The sequence below is a fragment of the Bradyrhizobium sp. WSM4873 genome, from assembly GCF_055811355.1.
Genome location: NZ_JBVVPS010000004.1, coordinates 19,145 through 34,585, shown reverse-complemented (window position 1 = coordinate 34,585; position 15,441 = coordinate 19,145). Strand labels below are relative to the sequence as shown.

At 63.7% G+C, this 15,441-nt stretch carries 15 protein-coding genes; 4 read left to right on the top strand and 11 right to left on the bottom strand.

Annotated elements, in window-relative coordinates; all coding sequences use genetic code 11:
* Positions 1 to 30: 30 nt before the first annotated feature.
* The 7 genes from AC0L21_RS08565 to AC0L21_RS08535 are packed head-to-tail and all read right to left on the bottom strand — an operon-like array spanning position 31 to position 6,549.
* The gene (locus tag AC0L21_RS08565; RefSeq protein WP_473260174.1) at positions 31 to 1,236 is read right to left on the bottom strand and encodes a phosphopentomutase; all 1,206 of its coding nucleotides are present in this window, start codon (positions 1,234 to 1,236) and stop codon (positions 31 to 33) included.
* Positions 1,224 to 2,177, bottom strand: coding sequence for a glycoside hydrolase 5 family protein (locus tag AC0L21_RS08560; RefSeq protein ID WP_473260171.1), 954 nt, complete (start codon positions 2,175 to 2,177; stop codon positions 1,224 to 1,226). Before AC0L21_RS08560 ends, AC0L21_RS08565 begins: the two co-directional genes overlap by 13 nt.
* Positions 2,174 to 2,941, bottom strand: a complete 768-nt coding sequence (locus tag AC0L21_RS08555) for a TIGR04290 family methyltransferase (RefSeq protein WP_085348979.1) — start codon at positions 2,939 to 2,941, stop codon at positions 2,174 to 2,176. The genes AC0L21_RS08560 and AC0L21_RS08555 overlap by 4 nt, the downstream gene beginning before the upstream one ends.
* Positions 2,938 to 3,747 (bottom strand): nucleotidyltransferase family protein, encoded by an 810-nt coding sequence (locus AC0L21_RS08550; RefSeq protein WP_473260168.1) that lies wholly within the window; start codon positions 3,745 to 3,747, stop codon positions 2,938 to 2,940. The genes AC0L21_RS08555 and AC0L21_RS08550 overlap by 4 nt, the downstream gene beginning before the upstream one ends.
* Before the next feature lie 2 nt (positions 3,748 to 3,749).
* Positions 3,750 to 4,853 (bottom strand): CgeB family protein, encoded by a 1,104-nt coding sequence (locus AC0L21_RS08545; protein WP_473260166.1) that lies wholly within the window; start codon positions 4,851 to 4,853, stop codon positions 3,750 to 3,752.
* The gene (locus tag AC0L21_RS08540; protein ID WP_473260163.1) at positions 4,850 to 5,449 is read right to left on the bottom strand and encodes a histidine phosphatase family protein; all 600 of its coding nucleotides are present in this window, start codon (positions 5,447 to 5,449) and stop codon (positions 4,850 to 4,852) included. Before AC0L21_RS08540 ends, AC0L21_RS08545 begins: the two co-directional genes overlap by 4 nt.
* Positions 5,449 to 6,549, bottom strand: a complete 1,101-nt coding sequence (locus AC0L21_RS08535) for an inositol-3-phosphate synthase (protein WP_473260160.1) — start codon at positions 6,547 to 6,549, stop codon at positions 5,449 to 5,451. Before AC0L21_RS08535 ends, AC0L21_RS08540 begins: the two co-directional genes overlap by 1 nt.
* A gap of 370 nt (positions 6,550 to 6,919) precedes the next feature.
* Here AC0L21_RS08535 and AC0L21_RS08530 point away from each other — a divergent pair, with 370 nt between their 5' ends.
* Together AC0L21_RS08530 and AC0L21_RS08525 are read left to right on the top strand one after the other, a co-directional pair.
* A complete protein-coding gene (locus AC0L21_RS08530) occupies positions 6,920 to 7,207 on the top strand; it encodes a hypothetical protein (RefSeq protein WP_473260158.1) in 288 nt (95 codons plus the stop codon).
* A 38-nt stretch (positions 7,208 to 7,245) separates the two neighbouring features.
* The gene (locus tag AC0L21_RS08525; RefSeq protein WP_473260155.1) at positions 7,246 to 8,163 is read left to right on the top strand and encodes a glycosyltransferase family protein; all 918 of its coding nucleotides are present in this window, start codon (positions 7,246 to 7,248) and stop codon (positions 8,161 to 8,163) included.
* Here AC0L21_RS08525 and AC0L21_RS08520 read toward each other — a convergent pair.
* From AC0L21_RS08520 to AC0L21_RS08510, 3 genes are all read right to left on the bottom strand, one after another.
* Positions 8,138 to 8,920 (bottom strand): Crp/Fnr family transcriptional regulator, encoded by a 783-nt coding sequence (locus tag AC0L21_RS08520; protein ID WP_473260153.1) that lies wholly within the window; start codon positions 8,918 to 8,920, stop codon positions 8,138 to 8,140. The two genes, AC0L21_RS08525 and AC0L21_RS08520, sit on opposite strands and share 26 nt — an antisense overlap.
* Before the next feature lie 291 nt (positions 8,921 to 9,211).
* Positions 9,212 to 10,213 carry an alpha/beta hydrolase gene (locus AC0L21_RS08515; protein ID WP_473260151.1) on the bottom strand — a complete coding sequence of 334 codons (1,002 nt, stop codon included), beginning with the start codon at positions 10,211 to 10,213 and terminating at the stop codon, positions 9,212 to 9,214.
* 15 nt (positions 10,214 to 10,228) lie between these two features.
* Complete coding sequence (locus tag AC0L21_RS08510; protein WP_473260149.1) at positions 10,229 to 11,164, bottom strand: MBL fold metallo-hydrolase; 936 nt, start codon at positions 11,162 to 11,164, stop codon at positions 10,229 to 10,231.
* Between the two features lie 230 nt (positions 11,165 to 11,394).
* On the opposite strand from AC0L21_RS08510, the gene AC0L21_RS08505 reads away from it, so the two are divergent.
* Positions 11,395 to 12,339 carry a LysR family transcriptional regulator gene (locus AC0L21_RS08505; RefSeq protein ID WP_473260147.1) on the top strand — a complete coding sequence of 315 codons (945 nt, stop codon included), beginning with the start codon at positions 11,395 to 11,397 and terminating at the stop codon, positions 12,337 to 12,339.
* 80 nt (positions 12,340 to 12,419) lie between these two features.
* Here the strand turns inward: AC0L21_RS08505 and AC0L21_RS08500 are convergent, their stop codons facing one another.
* Positions 12,420 to 12,812 (bottom strand): RidA family protein, encoded by a 393-nt coding sequence (locus AC0L21_RS08500; RefSeq protein WP_473260655.1) that lies wholly within the window; start codon positions 12,810 to 12,812, stop codon positions 12,420 to 12,422.
* Between the two features lie 270 nt (positions 12,813 to 13,082).
* On the opposite strand from AC0L21_RS08500, the gene AC0L21_RS08495 reads away from it, so the two are divergent.
* The gene (locus AC0L21_RS08495; RefSeq protein ID WP_473260145.1) at positions 13,083 to 15,404 is read left to right on the top strand and encodes a molybdopterin guanine dinucleotide-containing S/N-oxide reductase; all 2,322 of its coding nucleotides are present in this window, start codon (positions 13,083 to 13,085) and stop codon (positions 15,402 to 15,404) included.
* The last annotated feature ends 37 nt before the right edge of the window (positions 15,405 to 15,441 follow it).

Sequence of the window (15,441 nt, the reverse complement as noted above, 5' to 3'; positions counted from 1 at the left end):
TAACCCAGGTGAATCCGCCGATGCGGCCAGCTAAAAATGCACGCCGTGAGCCGGCGCCTGCAGTTCGAGACGGCTCGCGACCGTCGCGCCGATGTCCGCAAACCCGGTGCGCTTGCCGATCGGAGAAGTTGACCGCGCGCTCCACGCCAAAATCGGCACTTGTTCCCGGGTGTGATCGGTACCGCTCCAGGTCGGGTCGCAACCATGATCGGCCGTGATGATCAGGAAATCATCCTCGCGCAGGCGATTCAGCAGATCCGGAACGCGCGCATCGAAGGTTTCGAGTGCCGCTGCATAGCCCCCGACATCTCGGCGATGGCCGTACAGCGTGTCGAAATCGATAAAATTTGCGAACAAGATCCCGCCCTCTGCAAGAGAGGCCAGCCCATCGAGCGTGGCATCGAACAGCGCCTGGTTGCCATCGCCGCGCAGGTTCCTCCCGGTCCCGCGATGGGCGAAGATGTCGTCGATCTTGCCGATCGTGACGATGTCACGGCCTGCGCTTTCGGCAAGATCGAGGATTGTCCACTCCGGCGGCGGAACGGAAAAGTCCTTCCTGTGCGCTGTCCGCTTGAAGTCACCTGCGGACGTGCCGATGAAGGGACGTGCGATGACGCGCCCGATGTTGAGGGGATCGATCAGTCGGCGGGCAATGCGGCAGACCTCATAGAGGCGTTCGAGTCCGAACGTCTCTTCGTGCGCTGCGATCTGAAACACGCTGTCGGCCGATGTATAGCAGATCGGTTCGCCCGTCCTGACGTGACGCTCGCCGAATTCGGCGATGATCTCTGTGCCGGAGGCGTGACAGTTCCCGAGGATGCCGGGCAATCGAGCCTGTTCGCACAGGCTCTCCACCAGGTCGCGCGGGAAACACGGCTTGGTTCTTGGAAAATAGCCCCAGTCGAATGGCACCGGCACGCCGGCGATCTCCCAATGACCGGATGGCGTGTCCTTGCCTTTGGAGATCTCGCTCGCGCAGCCAAATCGCGCATGCTCAGGACGGCCATCGAGCCCCGGCGGTACGCGCCCGGTGGCGAGACGGCAAGCCTGGCCCAGGCCGAGCGCAACCAGATTGGGAAGCCGAAGCGGCCCCTCCCGGCTTGGTCCGTCGGCAGTGCCGGCCATGCACATGTCAGCAATGTGGCCGACGGTATCGGCACCCTCGTCGCCGTAGTTGATGGCATCGGGCGCGGCGCCGATCCCGACGGAGTCCATCACCAGGATCAGGGCACGCATGTCGGCTCCGAGATGGCCGGGCGCGAAGACGCTGCGGACGGCGCGAGCCCGGTTTTCGCGCAATAGCGTTCGACCATCTGTGCGCAGAAATCCGCGAACTCGTTCACGTCGAGGGGCGGGCTGGTGTGATGAGGCTCGATACCCCGATGTTCTGGGGTGAAGCAGAAGGTCACCGTAACCTGAAACTCGGCCAGCGCGTCCATCTGCCGATCGAACCAGGCGAGCGCATTGGGACGGAAGCTGTCGGCCCAGGACAAGCCGGTCCTGAGATGCTGCACCCCGAGCCGGCGCATCCAGCGCACGGCGTCATTGAGGCGGTGGTCCTCGAAGTGAAACCACTGGCACAAGCCCATCGCAGGTGCATATTGGCTGAACAGGCCCGCGGCAGCTTTCGGCGTGCCGTCCTCGCGCAGCAGCCCCATGTGGAAATGCCGGTAGTAGGAGGAGCCTTCAGCTTCCTTGTGCCGCGTGGTCGCCTCCCAGCTCGAAGGAAGATCGTACAGGCTGTACCAGTGAATTCGCGGCGCCCGGCCAGTCAACAGCTCGGCGGTCCGCGTCAGTCCCCAGGCCTGCACCTCCTCGGCACCGAAGGACGAGACTCCCACCTCAGTGACCCAGACCGGCAGCGGGGTGACCGCCTTGATCTCGTCGAGCTTCACCGGCCATTCCGCGATCTGCCACAAGTTCCAGTCCAGCGGAAAGCCGTGCACGGCCACGGCATCGACATGATCGAGCACGCCGCGAGCCTGCATGTTGCGCAGGAAGGACGGATCGATTGGCGACATGCCGCCGAGCACGCGCGGGAGTGTGGGATGCGCGCTGCGGATCGCCTTTCCGGCAGCGAGCGCCAGGCTCGCGAACATGGCCCAATCCGGATCGATCAGGATGTCCCAGTGCGACTTGTTGTTGGGCTCGTTCCAGATCTTGGCGGCTTCGATCATCGACCGGTCTCCCGCGACGGATAAACCGGACCTTCCGCCTGCGGCCTTGTCACCCGCTTGCAGAGATAGACTTCCTCTTCCGGATGCGCGGCAATCGCAAAGCCAGCGCTGCGCAGCATGGCTTCGGCGCAGGCGCGGTTCGGCACCCACCAATTCGTGGGGTCGTCAGCATATTTGTTCTCGATGAAGTGCAGCTTTGGATAGCCCGGGGAATCGAACTGATCGGTGGTCCAGAAGTCGTAGTTCTTGTCGAGGGAATCCACGCGGCTGTCACCGCGCTGCATCGATTGGAACAGCAGGAGATCGCCGGCAACGTGCTCGTGGATCAGGTCGAGTGCCAGTAGAGGGTGCCGCAAGTGGTAGAGCACCCCCATAAAGATCACGAGATCGAACTTTTCGCGCAGCTGTCCGACATCATAGGCTGACATCTTGCGGAATTCGATCCTGAGCCCGTTCACCTCAGCCGCGAAGCGGGCTTGCGCGAGATATTCGTCGTCAGTGTCCAGGCCGAGGACGCGCTCGGCGCCGCGCCGCTTCATCTCCATGGCGTAGAAACCGGCATTGCAGCCGATGTCGAGCACAGTCTTGCCTTCGAGGCGGTCCGGAATGATCCCGGAAAAGCGGCGCCATTTCACGTTGGGATAGTCGCCGAGAAAGTGTGAAGGCGCTGTCGGCACGCCGTTGAGGTCCAGATTGTGAAACCATGGCCCGAGCGCATCGACGCGCTGGCGGATTTCCTCGCGGGAGAGGGCGCCTCTGCTCATGCGGTCACTCCATTGTTCATTGTGTGGGCCGGGCGGGCTGCCTCCGGCGAACCGCCGGCCAGCAGTCGAAAGCGTCCGTTCCCGGCGGAGCTTTCCGCGAGCAACGCCATTGCCGTCCGGTAGCCGTCGATGGTGCCGACGTCGACATAGGATTCGCCAGCCTTGACGCCGAGACCCTGGCCGCCGGCCGCGATGTAGGCATTGACGAGTGTCCCGAAATATTCATCCCGGCGCTCGCGCTTCGTCCACAGCGACTGGAGCTCGCGAAATCCGTTGCCGGACATCTTGAAGGCGCCCCATATCCATTTCGACGCCGCATCCGGCCGCTTGACCTGGATCTCCGTGACGCGATCGCCATCGAGCACGACGGCATCGAAGAACTCGGGGTGTTCGACCGGAAACAGCAGAAACGACAGGTCAGCGGGCGGCAATGCCTGCAAGGCCGCCTTGGGGAACCAGACCGTGTCCGGAAGTCCGACCAGGATGTCTTCGTCTTGGCCAACGACCGTGCCCGCCCTGAACACGGCATCGCAGAGCCCCGACGCATCGGGCTGCACGACATAGGCGAGCTGGGCACTGCCATAATGATCGCCGAAATATTCGAGGATGTCCGATTTTCCGGGGGAAATCACGAAGCAGATCTTGTCGGCACCCCCAAGGATCAGCCGCTCCAGCAGATATTCGGAGACCGCGCACGGACGGTCGGTGCCGTCCTCGCGTTGGCTTCCGACCGGAAGCAACTCCTTGGAGAAGGCGAGCGGCTGGATGCGGCTGCCGCGGCCCGCGGCCGGAACGATGCCCCACATGATCAGGCCTCCTCGGGTTGCTGTCGGCGCGCGCCGAGGGATGCCGTCTGCTCGAGCAGCGAAATCAGTTCGGCTGCACGCTTGTCGGATGTGTGCTGATCCATGGTCCGTTCGTATGCGCGCCCGGCGATGTGCTGAAGTTCGGCGTCGGCCATCGTCAACGCAGCAAGCGTGTCCTTCGCATCGCGTGCGATCAGGATTTCCTGGCCGGGTACAAAGAATTCATCGAGTCCCGGCCAGTCGTCGCTGAGGAGCGGGGCCTTGCAGGCAGCAGCTTCGAACAGGCGGCCGGAGGGGCACCAGCCCATCTCCGCCATGGCCCGGCGCGTCACGTTGAGTGTCAGCCGGGACGACGCAAAGAACGACGCGTGCTCCGACGGCGGCAAGTGCTGCACGAAGTAGATGTTTGGCGACCAGGGAAAATCTTCCGGGTATTGTGCACCCCCGATCAGGAAACGGCGATCCTGCCTGTTACGTGCGGGTTCGACGAAGAGAGCCTCGAGCGCGCGCTGGCGATCCTGCGAATATGTGCCGAGATAGGACAGATCCGCACGGTAATGCGGCCGCGACGGCACGGGCCGATGGATGTCCGTATCGACATGGCCGTAGAGCGGGCGGACATTCCAGGCGCCGAGCCTGTCGCGAAATTCGTTGCAGATGCGGGAACCGCCGGTGAAGCTCAGGACCAGCGCGAAATCCCGCAAGCCGCGCGCTCCGATATAGGGAACGGCCTCGCCGGCCATCAGCTTCGCCAGCGTGACCGGCGTGTCGAGATCGTAGAACACGGGCACCGCGCGCCCCTCGGACAGGACGAGCTCCGTCGCGGCGATCGCGTCGGGACAATAGGAGGTCACGATCGCGACATCGGCATCGCGAATGTCGCTGCGCGCCGAAGGAAACACATCGTCCCAGTTCGTAAACAGTCGCAATTGGCCGCCGGGCAGTTCGTGCAAATCCCGCGCGCCGGCGTAGTAGGGCACGTCGCGCTCGAAAAAGACAACGCTGTGGCCGGCTCGCGCGAGATGCTTGCAAAGCCCTCGCCACAAGGTGGCGTGACCGTTGCCCCAGGACGAGGAAATTGTCAGGCCGAAAATGACGATCTTCACGCTGGCACCCGCTGATTGATCCCGGTGATCTTGAGTCCGCGATTGTCCACGCTGAGGGTGCTGACGCTGCCGGGGTCGATCTCGATCGAGAGGAAGTCGTCGAGCTCTTTCCGGGAATAGTGCAGCAGCGCCGCGCGGATCGGTTCGGCATGGCTGACGGCGACGACGACGGTGCCGCTACCATGATCATTGCGCAGCTGCTCCAGATGGGCGACGACGCGCTTCTGGAGCGATCGCATGCTTTCGCCGCCCGGCGGACGGTTCGTTCCGCGTTGTTCGTTCCAGCGCGACCATCGGAGGTCCCGGGCGAGCGCCTCGAACGACAGTCCGGTCCATTCGCCGTAGTCGAGCTCGTCGAGTGCCGGCACGATCTCGACCGGCAAGCCGAAATGCGCCGCCAGGATACAGGCCGACTGCATGCAGCGCCGCTGCGGGCTCGACTGCACCATGCTCGGCGGCGGCGTGAAGGTATCGGCGCATCGCGCGATTTCCTCGCAGCCGAGATCATCGAGTTCTACGCCCTTCATCCGGCCGCAGAGCGTGCGGCCGAGCAGGGCATGATGCCCATGGCGGATCAGATGAATGATCTTCGCCATCAGGTGTACGCCTTGTCGTCGATGAAGGCGCGGGTCCGTCGCCCGGCCTCCTCGTCCGTGAACTGCTGAGGCGGCGACTTCATGAAATAACTCGAGGGGCCCGTCAGCGCGCCGGCCTGCCCGCGGTCCATGGCAAGCTTGGCGCAGCGGACCGCGTCGATTACGACACCCGCCGAGTTCGGGGAGTCCCAGACCTCGAGCTTGACTTCCGCGCTCAAGGGCACACCGCCGAACGTCGTGCCCTCCAGGCGGATAAAGGCCAGCTTGCGGTCGGTCAGCCACGGCACATGGTCACTCGGGCCGACATGGATATTGTCGGCATCCATGGGCACGTCGAACTGGCTGGTCACGGCCTGGGTTTTGGAGATCTTTTTTGATGTCAGCCTTTCGCGCTCGAGCATGTTCTTGAAATCGGTGTTGCCGCCGACATTCAGCTGGTAGGTTCTGTCCAGTCGCACGCCGCGTTCGCGGAAGAGATTGGCGAGCACACGGTGCAGAATGGTGGCGCCGACCTGGCTCTTGATGTCGTCGCCGATGATCGGCAGACCTGCATCCTCGAAACGCCGCCGCCAGTCGGGATTTGAGGCAACGAAGACCGGGATGCAATTGACGTAGCCGCAGCCGGCCTCGATCGCGCGCGCGGCGTAAAATTCGCTCGCGCGCTGCGAGCCGACGGGAAGATAGGACACAAGCACGTCCGTGCGCGACGTCGCGAGCACTTCGGAGACGTCCGCTTCCGGAACATCCGCAATCGGGACGTCGTCCTTGAGATAATGGCCGACGCCGTCCATGACCGGGCCGCGTTGGACCACGACGCCGGTGGGCGCAACGTCGGAGAAGCGGTGCGTGTTGTTCGGCGCTGCGAAGATAGCCTCGGCCACGTCGCGTCCGACCTTACCGGCATGGACGTCAAAGGCCGACGCGACCTGAATGTCGCTGATGTGGTAGCCGCCGAGATCGGCGTTCATCAGCCCAGGCACCGGCTCATTCGATTTGGCGTCCCGGTAGTAGGAGAGCCCCTGAACGAAGGAGCTCGCACAATTGCCGACACCGACGATGCCGACGCGCACGCGCCGCCTGTCCTGAAGACGAGAATGCATGGATCTAGGCCCTCCGGAAGACGTGCAGCGTTAAGGCATGCAGTGTTGAAGACGTACAGTTTTGAAAGCTTACAGTGTTGACGTAAGTACGTCGGCGAACGTGAGGAACGTATGTTCGTTCCTGAACTCACGGCACTATGTCCGCCTCACGTCGGATTCCGGCCAAAAAAATTTCGCCCGCTTAACCTGGGATAGAATCCCGGGCATTTTGGCGGGAACGAAAAGCTTCCATGATGAAGATGAAGAAGATGATGCTTTGAGAGAGTCCGATCTACGAAAGAACAAATCCTCGCGCCCGGCGTTCACGGCGAAACAGTCTGACGCGAGGGCCGATCCGTCGCTCGCTCCTTGTCAGCAATCGAGGTGTCACATGTCGTCAAAATCACAAACCAGCGAAGCCCAGCAGACCACCAGCCATGACGTGATCCGGAAATGGGCGGAGGAGCGCGGCGGAAAGCCCGCGACGGTCAAGGCTACCGAGGAGGACGGACACGCCGGCATCCTGCGCATCGATTTCGATCCGCCCGACGAAGGTCTCGACCGGATCAGTTGGGACGAATTCTTTGCCAAGTTCGACGAGACCGGCATTGCGTTCCTTCACCAGGACCGCACCAAGGACGGCAAGGTGAGTCGCTTTCACAAATTCGTGCGTCGTTGATCGGATCACCGCGGGTGTCAGGCGGTTGGACGGAGGCAATGCGGGCAGGCGACTTCGAACGCGCCTGGACGATCAGCGATCGCGACCTGACGATGCTTGCGTATCCACCCAAGCACACCGGCCCGCGTCATCTCCAGCGGATCTGGCGCGGCGAGGAGCTGAGGGGCAAGGATGTGCTGGTCCGCTGCTACCACGGGCTCGGCGACACCATCCAATTCCTGCGCTTCATGCGACCGCTCCGCGATCTTGCGCGCAGCGTCACTGTGTGGTGCCAGAGCGAGCTTCTGCCGCTGGTTGAGCGAGCGGCCGGCGTCGATCGTGCCTTTGCGCTCCACGACGGTCCACCTGACATCGACTTCGAGGTCGATATCGAGATCATGGAGGTGCCGCATGCCATAAGGGCGAGGCGGGAGCACGTCGAGATGCGTGCACCTTACGTATCGCTGCCGCCGGCGATCGAGCTACCACTGCCACAAGGTCTTGCCGTCGGCCTGGTTTGGGAGGTCGGCAATTGGGACAAGCGAAGGACGGTCCCGCCGTCCCTGTTGGGGCATCTTGCCGTTCCCGGCGTGACGCTCTACTCGCTGCAACGCGGGGCCGGAACGCGCGAACTGGCCGAGATCGGCGCGAAGGACGTCAGTACGCCTGACATTACGGTTCTCGGTCATCTGCTCCAGCGGCTCGATCTGCTCATTTGCGTCGACACCATGGTGGCCCATCTCGCGGGAGCCCTCGGCGGTGACGCGTGGGTCTTGTTGCATGGGGATTGCGACTGGCGCTGGCCGTCATCCGAGTCCCATTCCCCTTGGTATCCAAGCCTGCGGTTGTTTCATCAGAGGACACCAGGCAATTGGGATGACGTCATTGGGGAGGCGCGGGAGGCCCTGATCGCACGCTCCGCAAGCCTCCAAGGTGTCGCCCGAGAGAGGCTCAAGCGAGCGCAAGGTCCGCAGTAAGTGGCCTGAGACGCGTGGCCGACGCATCGTCGCGGCTGGACGGAATGCCCAGGTAAGTCCGATCGAATCTTGCGAGCCGCACGAGTCCCGGCCAGTCCGTGATCGTTACCGTCTTACCCTGCCATTGCAGGAGATTGCATCGTCGCAGTTCCTGAATCGTGCGGTTGGCGTGGACCGGGGAGATGCTGCATGCTGCCGCAAGATCCGATTGGGTAAAGGGTGACGGCAGCCTGAGATCTCGCGCCAAGCCGACACTTTGCAGGCGGGTGGTGATCTCGCACAGCAGATGCGCCACGCGCGTCAATGCATCACGGCTGCCCAGGTTCACCGTCCAGTTGCGCTGAATGGCGTGGCTGGTGAGCAGCATCAGCAGCAATGCGCGAGACATCGCGGGCGAACGCGCGGACAGCTCGTGAAAGAAGCGGTGTGGCACGAGAGCGACGATGGCAGGGCCAAGCGCGATCAGGTTGCCGTCAACGCGAGGACGATAAAGCGTGTGTAGATCAGCGATGTCACCGGGAACATGGATTGACGTGATCTGCCCGTCCGCACTCTCTGCATCCTGCCAGGACAGATATCCCTGGAGGAGCAGACAGCACTGGGTGGCATCATCGCCATGCCGCAAAACGGCCTGGCGCGAACTGAGATGCGCGATTGTGCTTGCCATGTCCGCGAGCAGGTGGAGATCGTCGGCCGTTACGGGAGTGAGGCTCGCCAACCGGTCGGCGAGCTTGGAGAACGCAAATCCTGCCTGCATTGGTCGCCTAACAACTCAGAACCCGTCCCCAATCTGATCGATGAGAACGACAGAGCGCATTAAACTTTGATAGTTTCACTCCATGCGGGTCATTGTTTGTCTGCCCAGCATGCGCCCGGAACTCGGAGGGACCATCGGTCATACGTTCCGGAACAGTGGACGGCGCATGCGATCGTCCCCACGGATCGGACGTTTCGGGAACCGGAAGCGCGAGGAGCGCCTCCGTTCGGTCGGGGGGAGTATCAGGCGAAACCCCAGTGATTTCGCGGCGGGATCTGCGCGAAGATCGCGCTAGTTGTGCTCATACTGTTCCGAGAGAAACTGGTTAATCGCGTCGAACGCCTGCAACCGGTTCTTCTCCAGCAGAACCATGTGCGTGCCTTCGCCGATCTCTACCCATCGCCGATATCGTGCGTGTTTCAGCGAGAGGAAAAAGTCCTGTGCCGAGTCGATGGGCACGTCCCGGTCCCATTCGGCGTGGACCAGGAGCACCGGCACGCGAATGTCGCTGGGCTCGTAAAGGGCCTTGCCGGCGGCCCAGTATTCGCGGATGTCCAGGATCGGGCCGTTCACGGCACGCATGAGCGGACGAGCTCCTGCGCTGGCCTGCGGGTCCGTCGCGAGCGAGATGTTCGCCCAGAGTTCGAAGCCGCCCGCTCGAATTAGACTTGATCGCGCTGCTACCGGTGCTGCCGAAAGCCAGCGCTCCCCGAAGTCCAGAACAGGGACATGGCGATAGGCCCCGAGGCGGCCGCCCGCATCGATCGGAGCCGGGCCCTTCAGCAACCACAGTGGCGCGACCAGCGCGAGCTTTGCGACCTTGTCGTTATTGCCTGCCGTGTAGGCGCCGGCCACAGAGCCGCCCCAGGACATCGCGACCAGATTGAGCTGCATGATGTTGCGCTGCTTCAGGATGTATTGGACTGCGCTGGCGAGGTCACGCACGCCGACTTCGGTGCGCACGAGCGGCTCCGACTCCTCCGGTGGTGCGTCCATTTGGGGCGGACGCGTCGATCCGCCATAGCCGCGCACGTCGAGTGCAAAGACGTCGTAACCATGCCCCGCCAGATGATCCATGAAGGAGATGCCGCCGAGCGGCACGTCGAACAGGCTTTCGGACGAATAGGTCGCGCCGTGCATCATCAGGATGGTTCGCTCGGCGGAAAACGTCGTGCGCGTCGCCTGTCGCTTGTTGCGCAAGTGAAGCGAGATGCCGGCCGTATCGCTCGGGATCATGAGATCCTCGACCACGATGTCGGGCCTCTCTGCCTGCGTGTAAGTGTGCTGGTCCATGATCGGTCTCCTTGATCAGAGGAATTGCCAGGCGAAGCGATCGCCGCAGCGGTCGATGCGTCCGACGGACGATTGTGCGAAATGGGTGGTGAAGACGGTTGCGCCAAGCTCGGCTGCGTCCTCGAGGACGGCGGCGCGCGAGCGCAAGGCGGCCTCAGGGAATTCGCAGAAGCAGGAATTGAGCGAAGGCTCATACACCTGCAACGGATGGTGCATCACGTCGCCGGCAAAAAGCGCCTGCTCGCCGCGCGATACGAGACGGATCGACGCGTGATCGATGCTGTGGCCGGGCGTCGGGATGAAAGCGATGCCGTCCAGGACCTCCTCACCATTCACGGAGATGAGCTGGGCAAGCCCTGCCTCGATCACCGGCCGCACGCTGTCGTCATAGACGCGGTCGGCCGGCTTGCGCGCCGCCGGGCCGAGCGCCGGGTCCGGGGGGGCTGCCCCTGTGGGCTCCGTGCCCGCTGCGAGGCTCTCGCCATAGGCCTGCTCGATCCCGGAGAAGACGTAGGTCGCGTTCGGGAATGTCGGAAACCAGCGACCGTTGACCAAGCGCGTGTTCCAGCCGACGTGGTCAGCATGGACATGCGTGAGCAGAACGTAGTCCACCTGTTCCGGAGTGACGCCCGCCGCCGCCAACCGCGCCAGGAACGGCTCGTTCAGACGATGCAGCGGCGGGATGTCGGGCCGGTTCTTGTCGTTGCCGGTCGCCGTATCGATCAAAATCGTGTGGTGCGGGGTTTTGACCAGCCAGCTGTGGATGCTCTGAATGAAGGTGCCGGTTGCAGGATCGAAAGAGCCTGCCTCCAGCCGGTCGCGATGGCGCTCCAGCGCATCCGGCTCGGCGTCAGGATAGAGGGCCTCGAACTTGAATGCGGCAAGCCGCAACTCATCGATCCGCGTGACGGCTGCATCGCCGATGCGATAGGTTTTCATCGCATGCGTCATCAAGGTCCTCCTCCAGGTCGTGGCTGAGCCGGCCTGATTGCCAGCGCCGCGGTGACCGAGAAGTACGAAGCGAACCACGCCGCCGGGAGGGCCGTGGGTTTGATAGGTCCCATCGACCCCGTCGATATCGAAAAGGCGGTCAGCCCAGCTTTTCAGGCCGCCGTTTTGGCTTTACCTCTCTCGTCGCGGCTCGTCCGGCCGCGATCATGTGCTTGAGCGGGGGAAGACCGATGCCGGATGCGGAACGCGGTCCAGGTCGACCGGCCGACGACACCGATCTCGCCGAGATCGACCTTGGCCTATTGCTCGCCCTGGAGGCTCTGCTGCGCGAGCGGAACGTCACGCGCGCGGCGTCGCGCCTGAACATCGGTCAGCCGGCGCTATCGGCTCGGTTGAACCGGCTGCGACAGGTCTTTGCCGACCCGTTGTTCGTGCCCGCGGCGGCGGGCCGCGGCGTGGTGCCGACGACCAGAGCGGTCGAGCTGCAGGCGGAGCTGGCGGACGTGCTCGGCAAGCTCCGTCGCATGGTCGAAGGGCCGGCCGCATTCGACCCTGTCCACAGCCAGCGCACCTTTGTCGTTGCCATCCACGAGAATCCAGCCGTGACCTTGGCGCCCGGATTCGTCGCGCGGTTGACCTCCACGGCTGCACGGGCGCGGCTGGCCTTCGTCCATCCCACGCGCGACGTGGTCGATCGGCTTGAGCGAGGCGAGATCGACATTCTGGTGACGGGGGCTGACGGCGCACACGGCGATCTGATGCAGCGCCCGCTTTTCGAGGACAGCTTCCTCTCCGCCCAGCGCAAGGGTCATCCCCGCGGCAACAGCGCGCTCGATCTCGATCGCTTTTGTGCGCTCGATCATCTGCTGATCTCTGCCGACGGCGGCGGCTTTTCCGGGCTGGTCGACGACGCGCTGGCTGCGCTTGGCCGTTCCCGACGTGTCGCCGTCTCGATTCAAACCTATGCGCTGGCGCCGGTCATCCTTGCGCAAAGTGACTGTATCTGCACCCTGCCGCGACGCTTTCTAATGCGATTTTCCCACGAGCTCGATCTCACGCCGCCGCCGCTCGATCTGCCGCCAACGCGTATCGTTGCGCTGTGGCATCCGCGCAATCAGGAGGACGGAGCTCATGCTTGGCTACGCGAGTGCCTGTACCAAGCGGCCGCCTCCTGATTCGACTTGCCTCAACCGCAACAGGTCACGCATTTGGGCTTGATGATCGTCGGGACTCTCAATCAGCGGCTCCCGTGCCACTATTGTCGAGCGGCGATGGCTGTGATCTCGAGTTTGACGCCGGGACCGAGATCGGCGACGCCGATTGCGGCGCGCGCCGGCAGATGAGCCTCTGCAAAATGCGCCTTCCAGGCCGCATTGAACTCCGCCTTCTCCTTGAGGCTCGTCATGTAGATGGTCACCTGCAAGACGTTGCTCAAATCGGATCCGAGGGTCTTGAGCAGCTGCGCCAACTGCCCGAGGACGTCATTTGCCTGGCCCGACATGTCGAGGCTCGTGTCCTCTGGGACGATTCCGCCTATGTAGAGCACGCCATGATGCTCGACCACTTCGTGGAGCAGACCTTCGTAGGGCAAGACGCGCTTGATCATGATGGGACCGATGTTGTGTGTGACGGGCGGCATATCGCACATTTCAATGTCAGTGTCGTCGCAAAGAGATCTCGCGCCAAGTCTCACCGAAAGACGGACCGCGCGGCTCTGAATGCAACCGACTAAAGCGTTGAAAATAAAAGCACAACTGGTCGAAAATCGTCTGCGAACGTTCGTCAATCTGTCTTTGCACGAGCGCCCGGCATTTTCGCCGGCCCTGACCCGACGACATCGAAGAGCGGATCGCTATACTGCCACCCGGATGACATCGGTGCGGCCGGGACCGTGCCGACCGGAACAAGGAATGCAACGATGGACGATACGATTGGCTTCCCCGACCCCGGGCTCGACCTGTCCGACGGCTTCAAGCCGCACACCTCGCATTGGGGCGTGTTCTCGGCACGTCAAGGCGAGGCCGGGCTCGAGGTCAGGGCGTATGCGGGCGACCCCGATCCGAACCGCATCATCGACAATTTTCCCGGCGCGCTGCGCCATCAGGCGCGCATCACCCAGCCGGCGATCCGCCGCGGCTGGCTCGAACGCGGTCCCGGTCCCGACGATCGCCGCGGCCGCGACGAATTCGTCTCCGTCAGCTGGGAGAAGGCGCTCGATCTGCTCGGCGACGAGCTGGCACGCATCCGTGACACGCGCGGCCCCGGCGCGGTGTTCGGCGGTTCCTATGGCTGGTCGAGCGCGGGCCGCTTCCACCACGCCCAGAGCCAGGTGCATCGCTTCCTCAACATCGCCTTGGGCGGCTATGTGCGCTCGGTGAACTCCTATTCCTCCGGCGCGTCCTCAGTGCTGCTGCCGCAGATCCTCTGCGGTTACGAGGACATCACCAAGCGCAACGTCACCTGGGAGCAGATCGCGGCTGATACCGACATCGTGCTGGCGTTCGGCGGGATGGCGCTGAAGAACTCGATGGTCGCAGGCGGCTCGATCAGCAAGCATGTCGAGCGCGGCGCGATGGAAGCTGCGCGCCGCCGCGGCTGCGAGTTCATCCTGGTCAGCCCACTGCGCGAAGACCTGCCCGTCGAGGCCGGCGCCGAATGGATGACATGCGTGCCCGGCACCGACACCGCGCTCATGCTCGGCCTTGTTCATACGCTGGTCGCGGAAAACCTGCACGACCAGGCTTTCCTCGATCGCTACACCGAGGGATGGCCCGTCTTCCTGCGCTATCTCACCGGTGAGAGCGATGGCCAACCCAAGCACGCCGAATGGGCCGCCGCGATCTGCGGCGTCGACACCGACACAATCCGCAATCTGGCGCGCCGGCTTGCCGGCAAGCGCGCGCTCATCACCGTCTCTCATTCGCTCCAGCGCGCCGAGCATGGCGAACAGCCGGTGTGGATGGGCATGGTGCTGGCGGCCGCGCTCGGCCAGATCGGCCTCTCCGGTGGCGGCTACGCCTATTCGTTGGGGGCGATCGGCTATTACGGCCGCCGCGTCAACGACGTGCCGGGACCGACATTGGGGCAGGGCCGCAACGCCGTCCGCGATTTCATTCCGGTGGCGCGCATCGCCGACATGCTGCTCAACCCGGGAAGCACCTATCGTTACAACGGCGAGACGCGCACCTATCCGGATATCCGCCTCGTCTACTGGGCCGGTGGCAATCCCTTCCATCACCACCAGGACATCAACCGCCTGCGCAAAGCGTTTGCGAAAGTGGACACGCTTGTGGTGCACGAGCTCGCATGGACTGCCACGGCCCGGCATGCCGACATCGTGCTGCCCTCGACCATGACGCTCGAACGCGAAGACATCGGCTATTCCAGCAACGATCCCCTGATGGTCGCGATGCACCGGATCGCCGAGCCGTTCGGCCTTGCGCGCGACGACTACGAGATCTTCGCCGATCTCGCCGACCGCCTCGGCGCGCGCGAACCCTTCACGGAGGGGCGGACGTCACGTCAGTGGCTGGAACATCTTTATGAGCCGACCCGCGCCTCGCTCGAAGCGCGCGGCCTGGAGGCGCCGAGTTTCGAAGAGTTCTGGCGGCGCGGCAGCCTGGTCGTGCCGCAGCAGCCCGACGACGGCGGCCGGCTGCGCCGCTTCCGCGGCGATCCCGTCAATCAGGCTTTGCCGACGCCGAGCGGTCGCATCGAAATATTCTCTGCCAAGATCGCGGGTCATGGCGATGCGGATTGCCCGGGCCATCCGGTCTGGCTGGAGAAGTCCGACATGCCCGAGCCGGGGGCGCCGTGCTTCCTGGTCGCCAACCAGCCGGTGACGCGTCTGCATAGCCAGCTCGATTTCGGCGGCCATTCGCTTCAAAGCAAACATCGCGGCCGCGAGGTCGCGCGCATGAACCCGCAGGACGCAGACGCGCGCGGGATCAAGCACGCCGACATCATCCGGGTGTTCAACGCGCGCGGCGCTTGCCTCGCCGCGGTCCACGTTACCGACAGCATCGCGCCCGGCGTGGTCCAGCTGCCGACCGGCGCCTGGTACGACCCGATGGACCCCGAAGACGATGCACCGCTCTGCGTGCACGGCAATCCGAACGTGCTCACCCGCGACGTCGGCACCTCGTCCTTTGCGCAAGGCTGCACCGGCCAGCTCACGACAGTCGAGGTCGAGAAGTTCACCGGCAATCTGCCGCCGATCCGGGCTTTCGATCCTGTGTAGAAAAAAGGGGGGCCGCCCTGTGTGGGTGCAGGGGCGG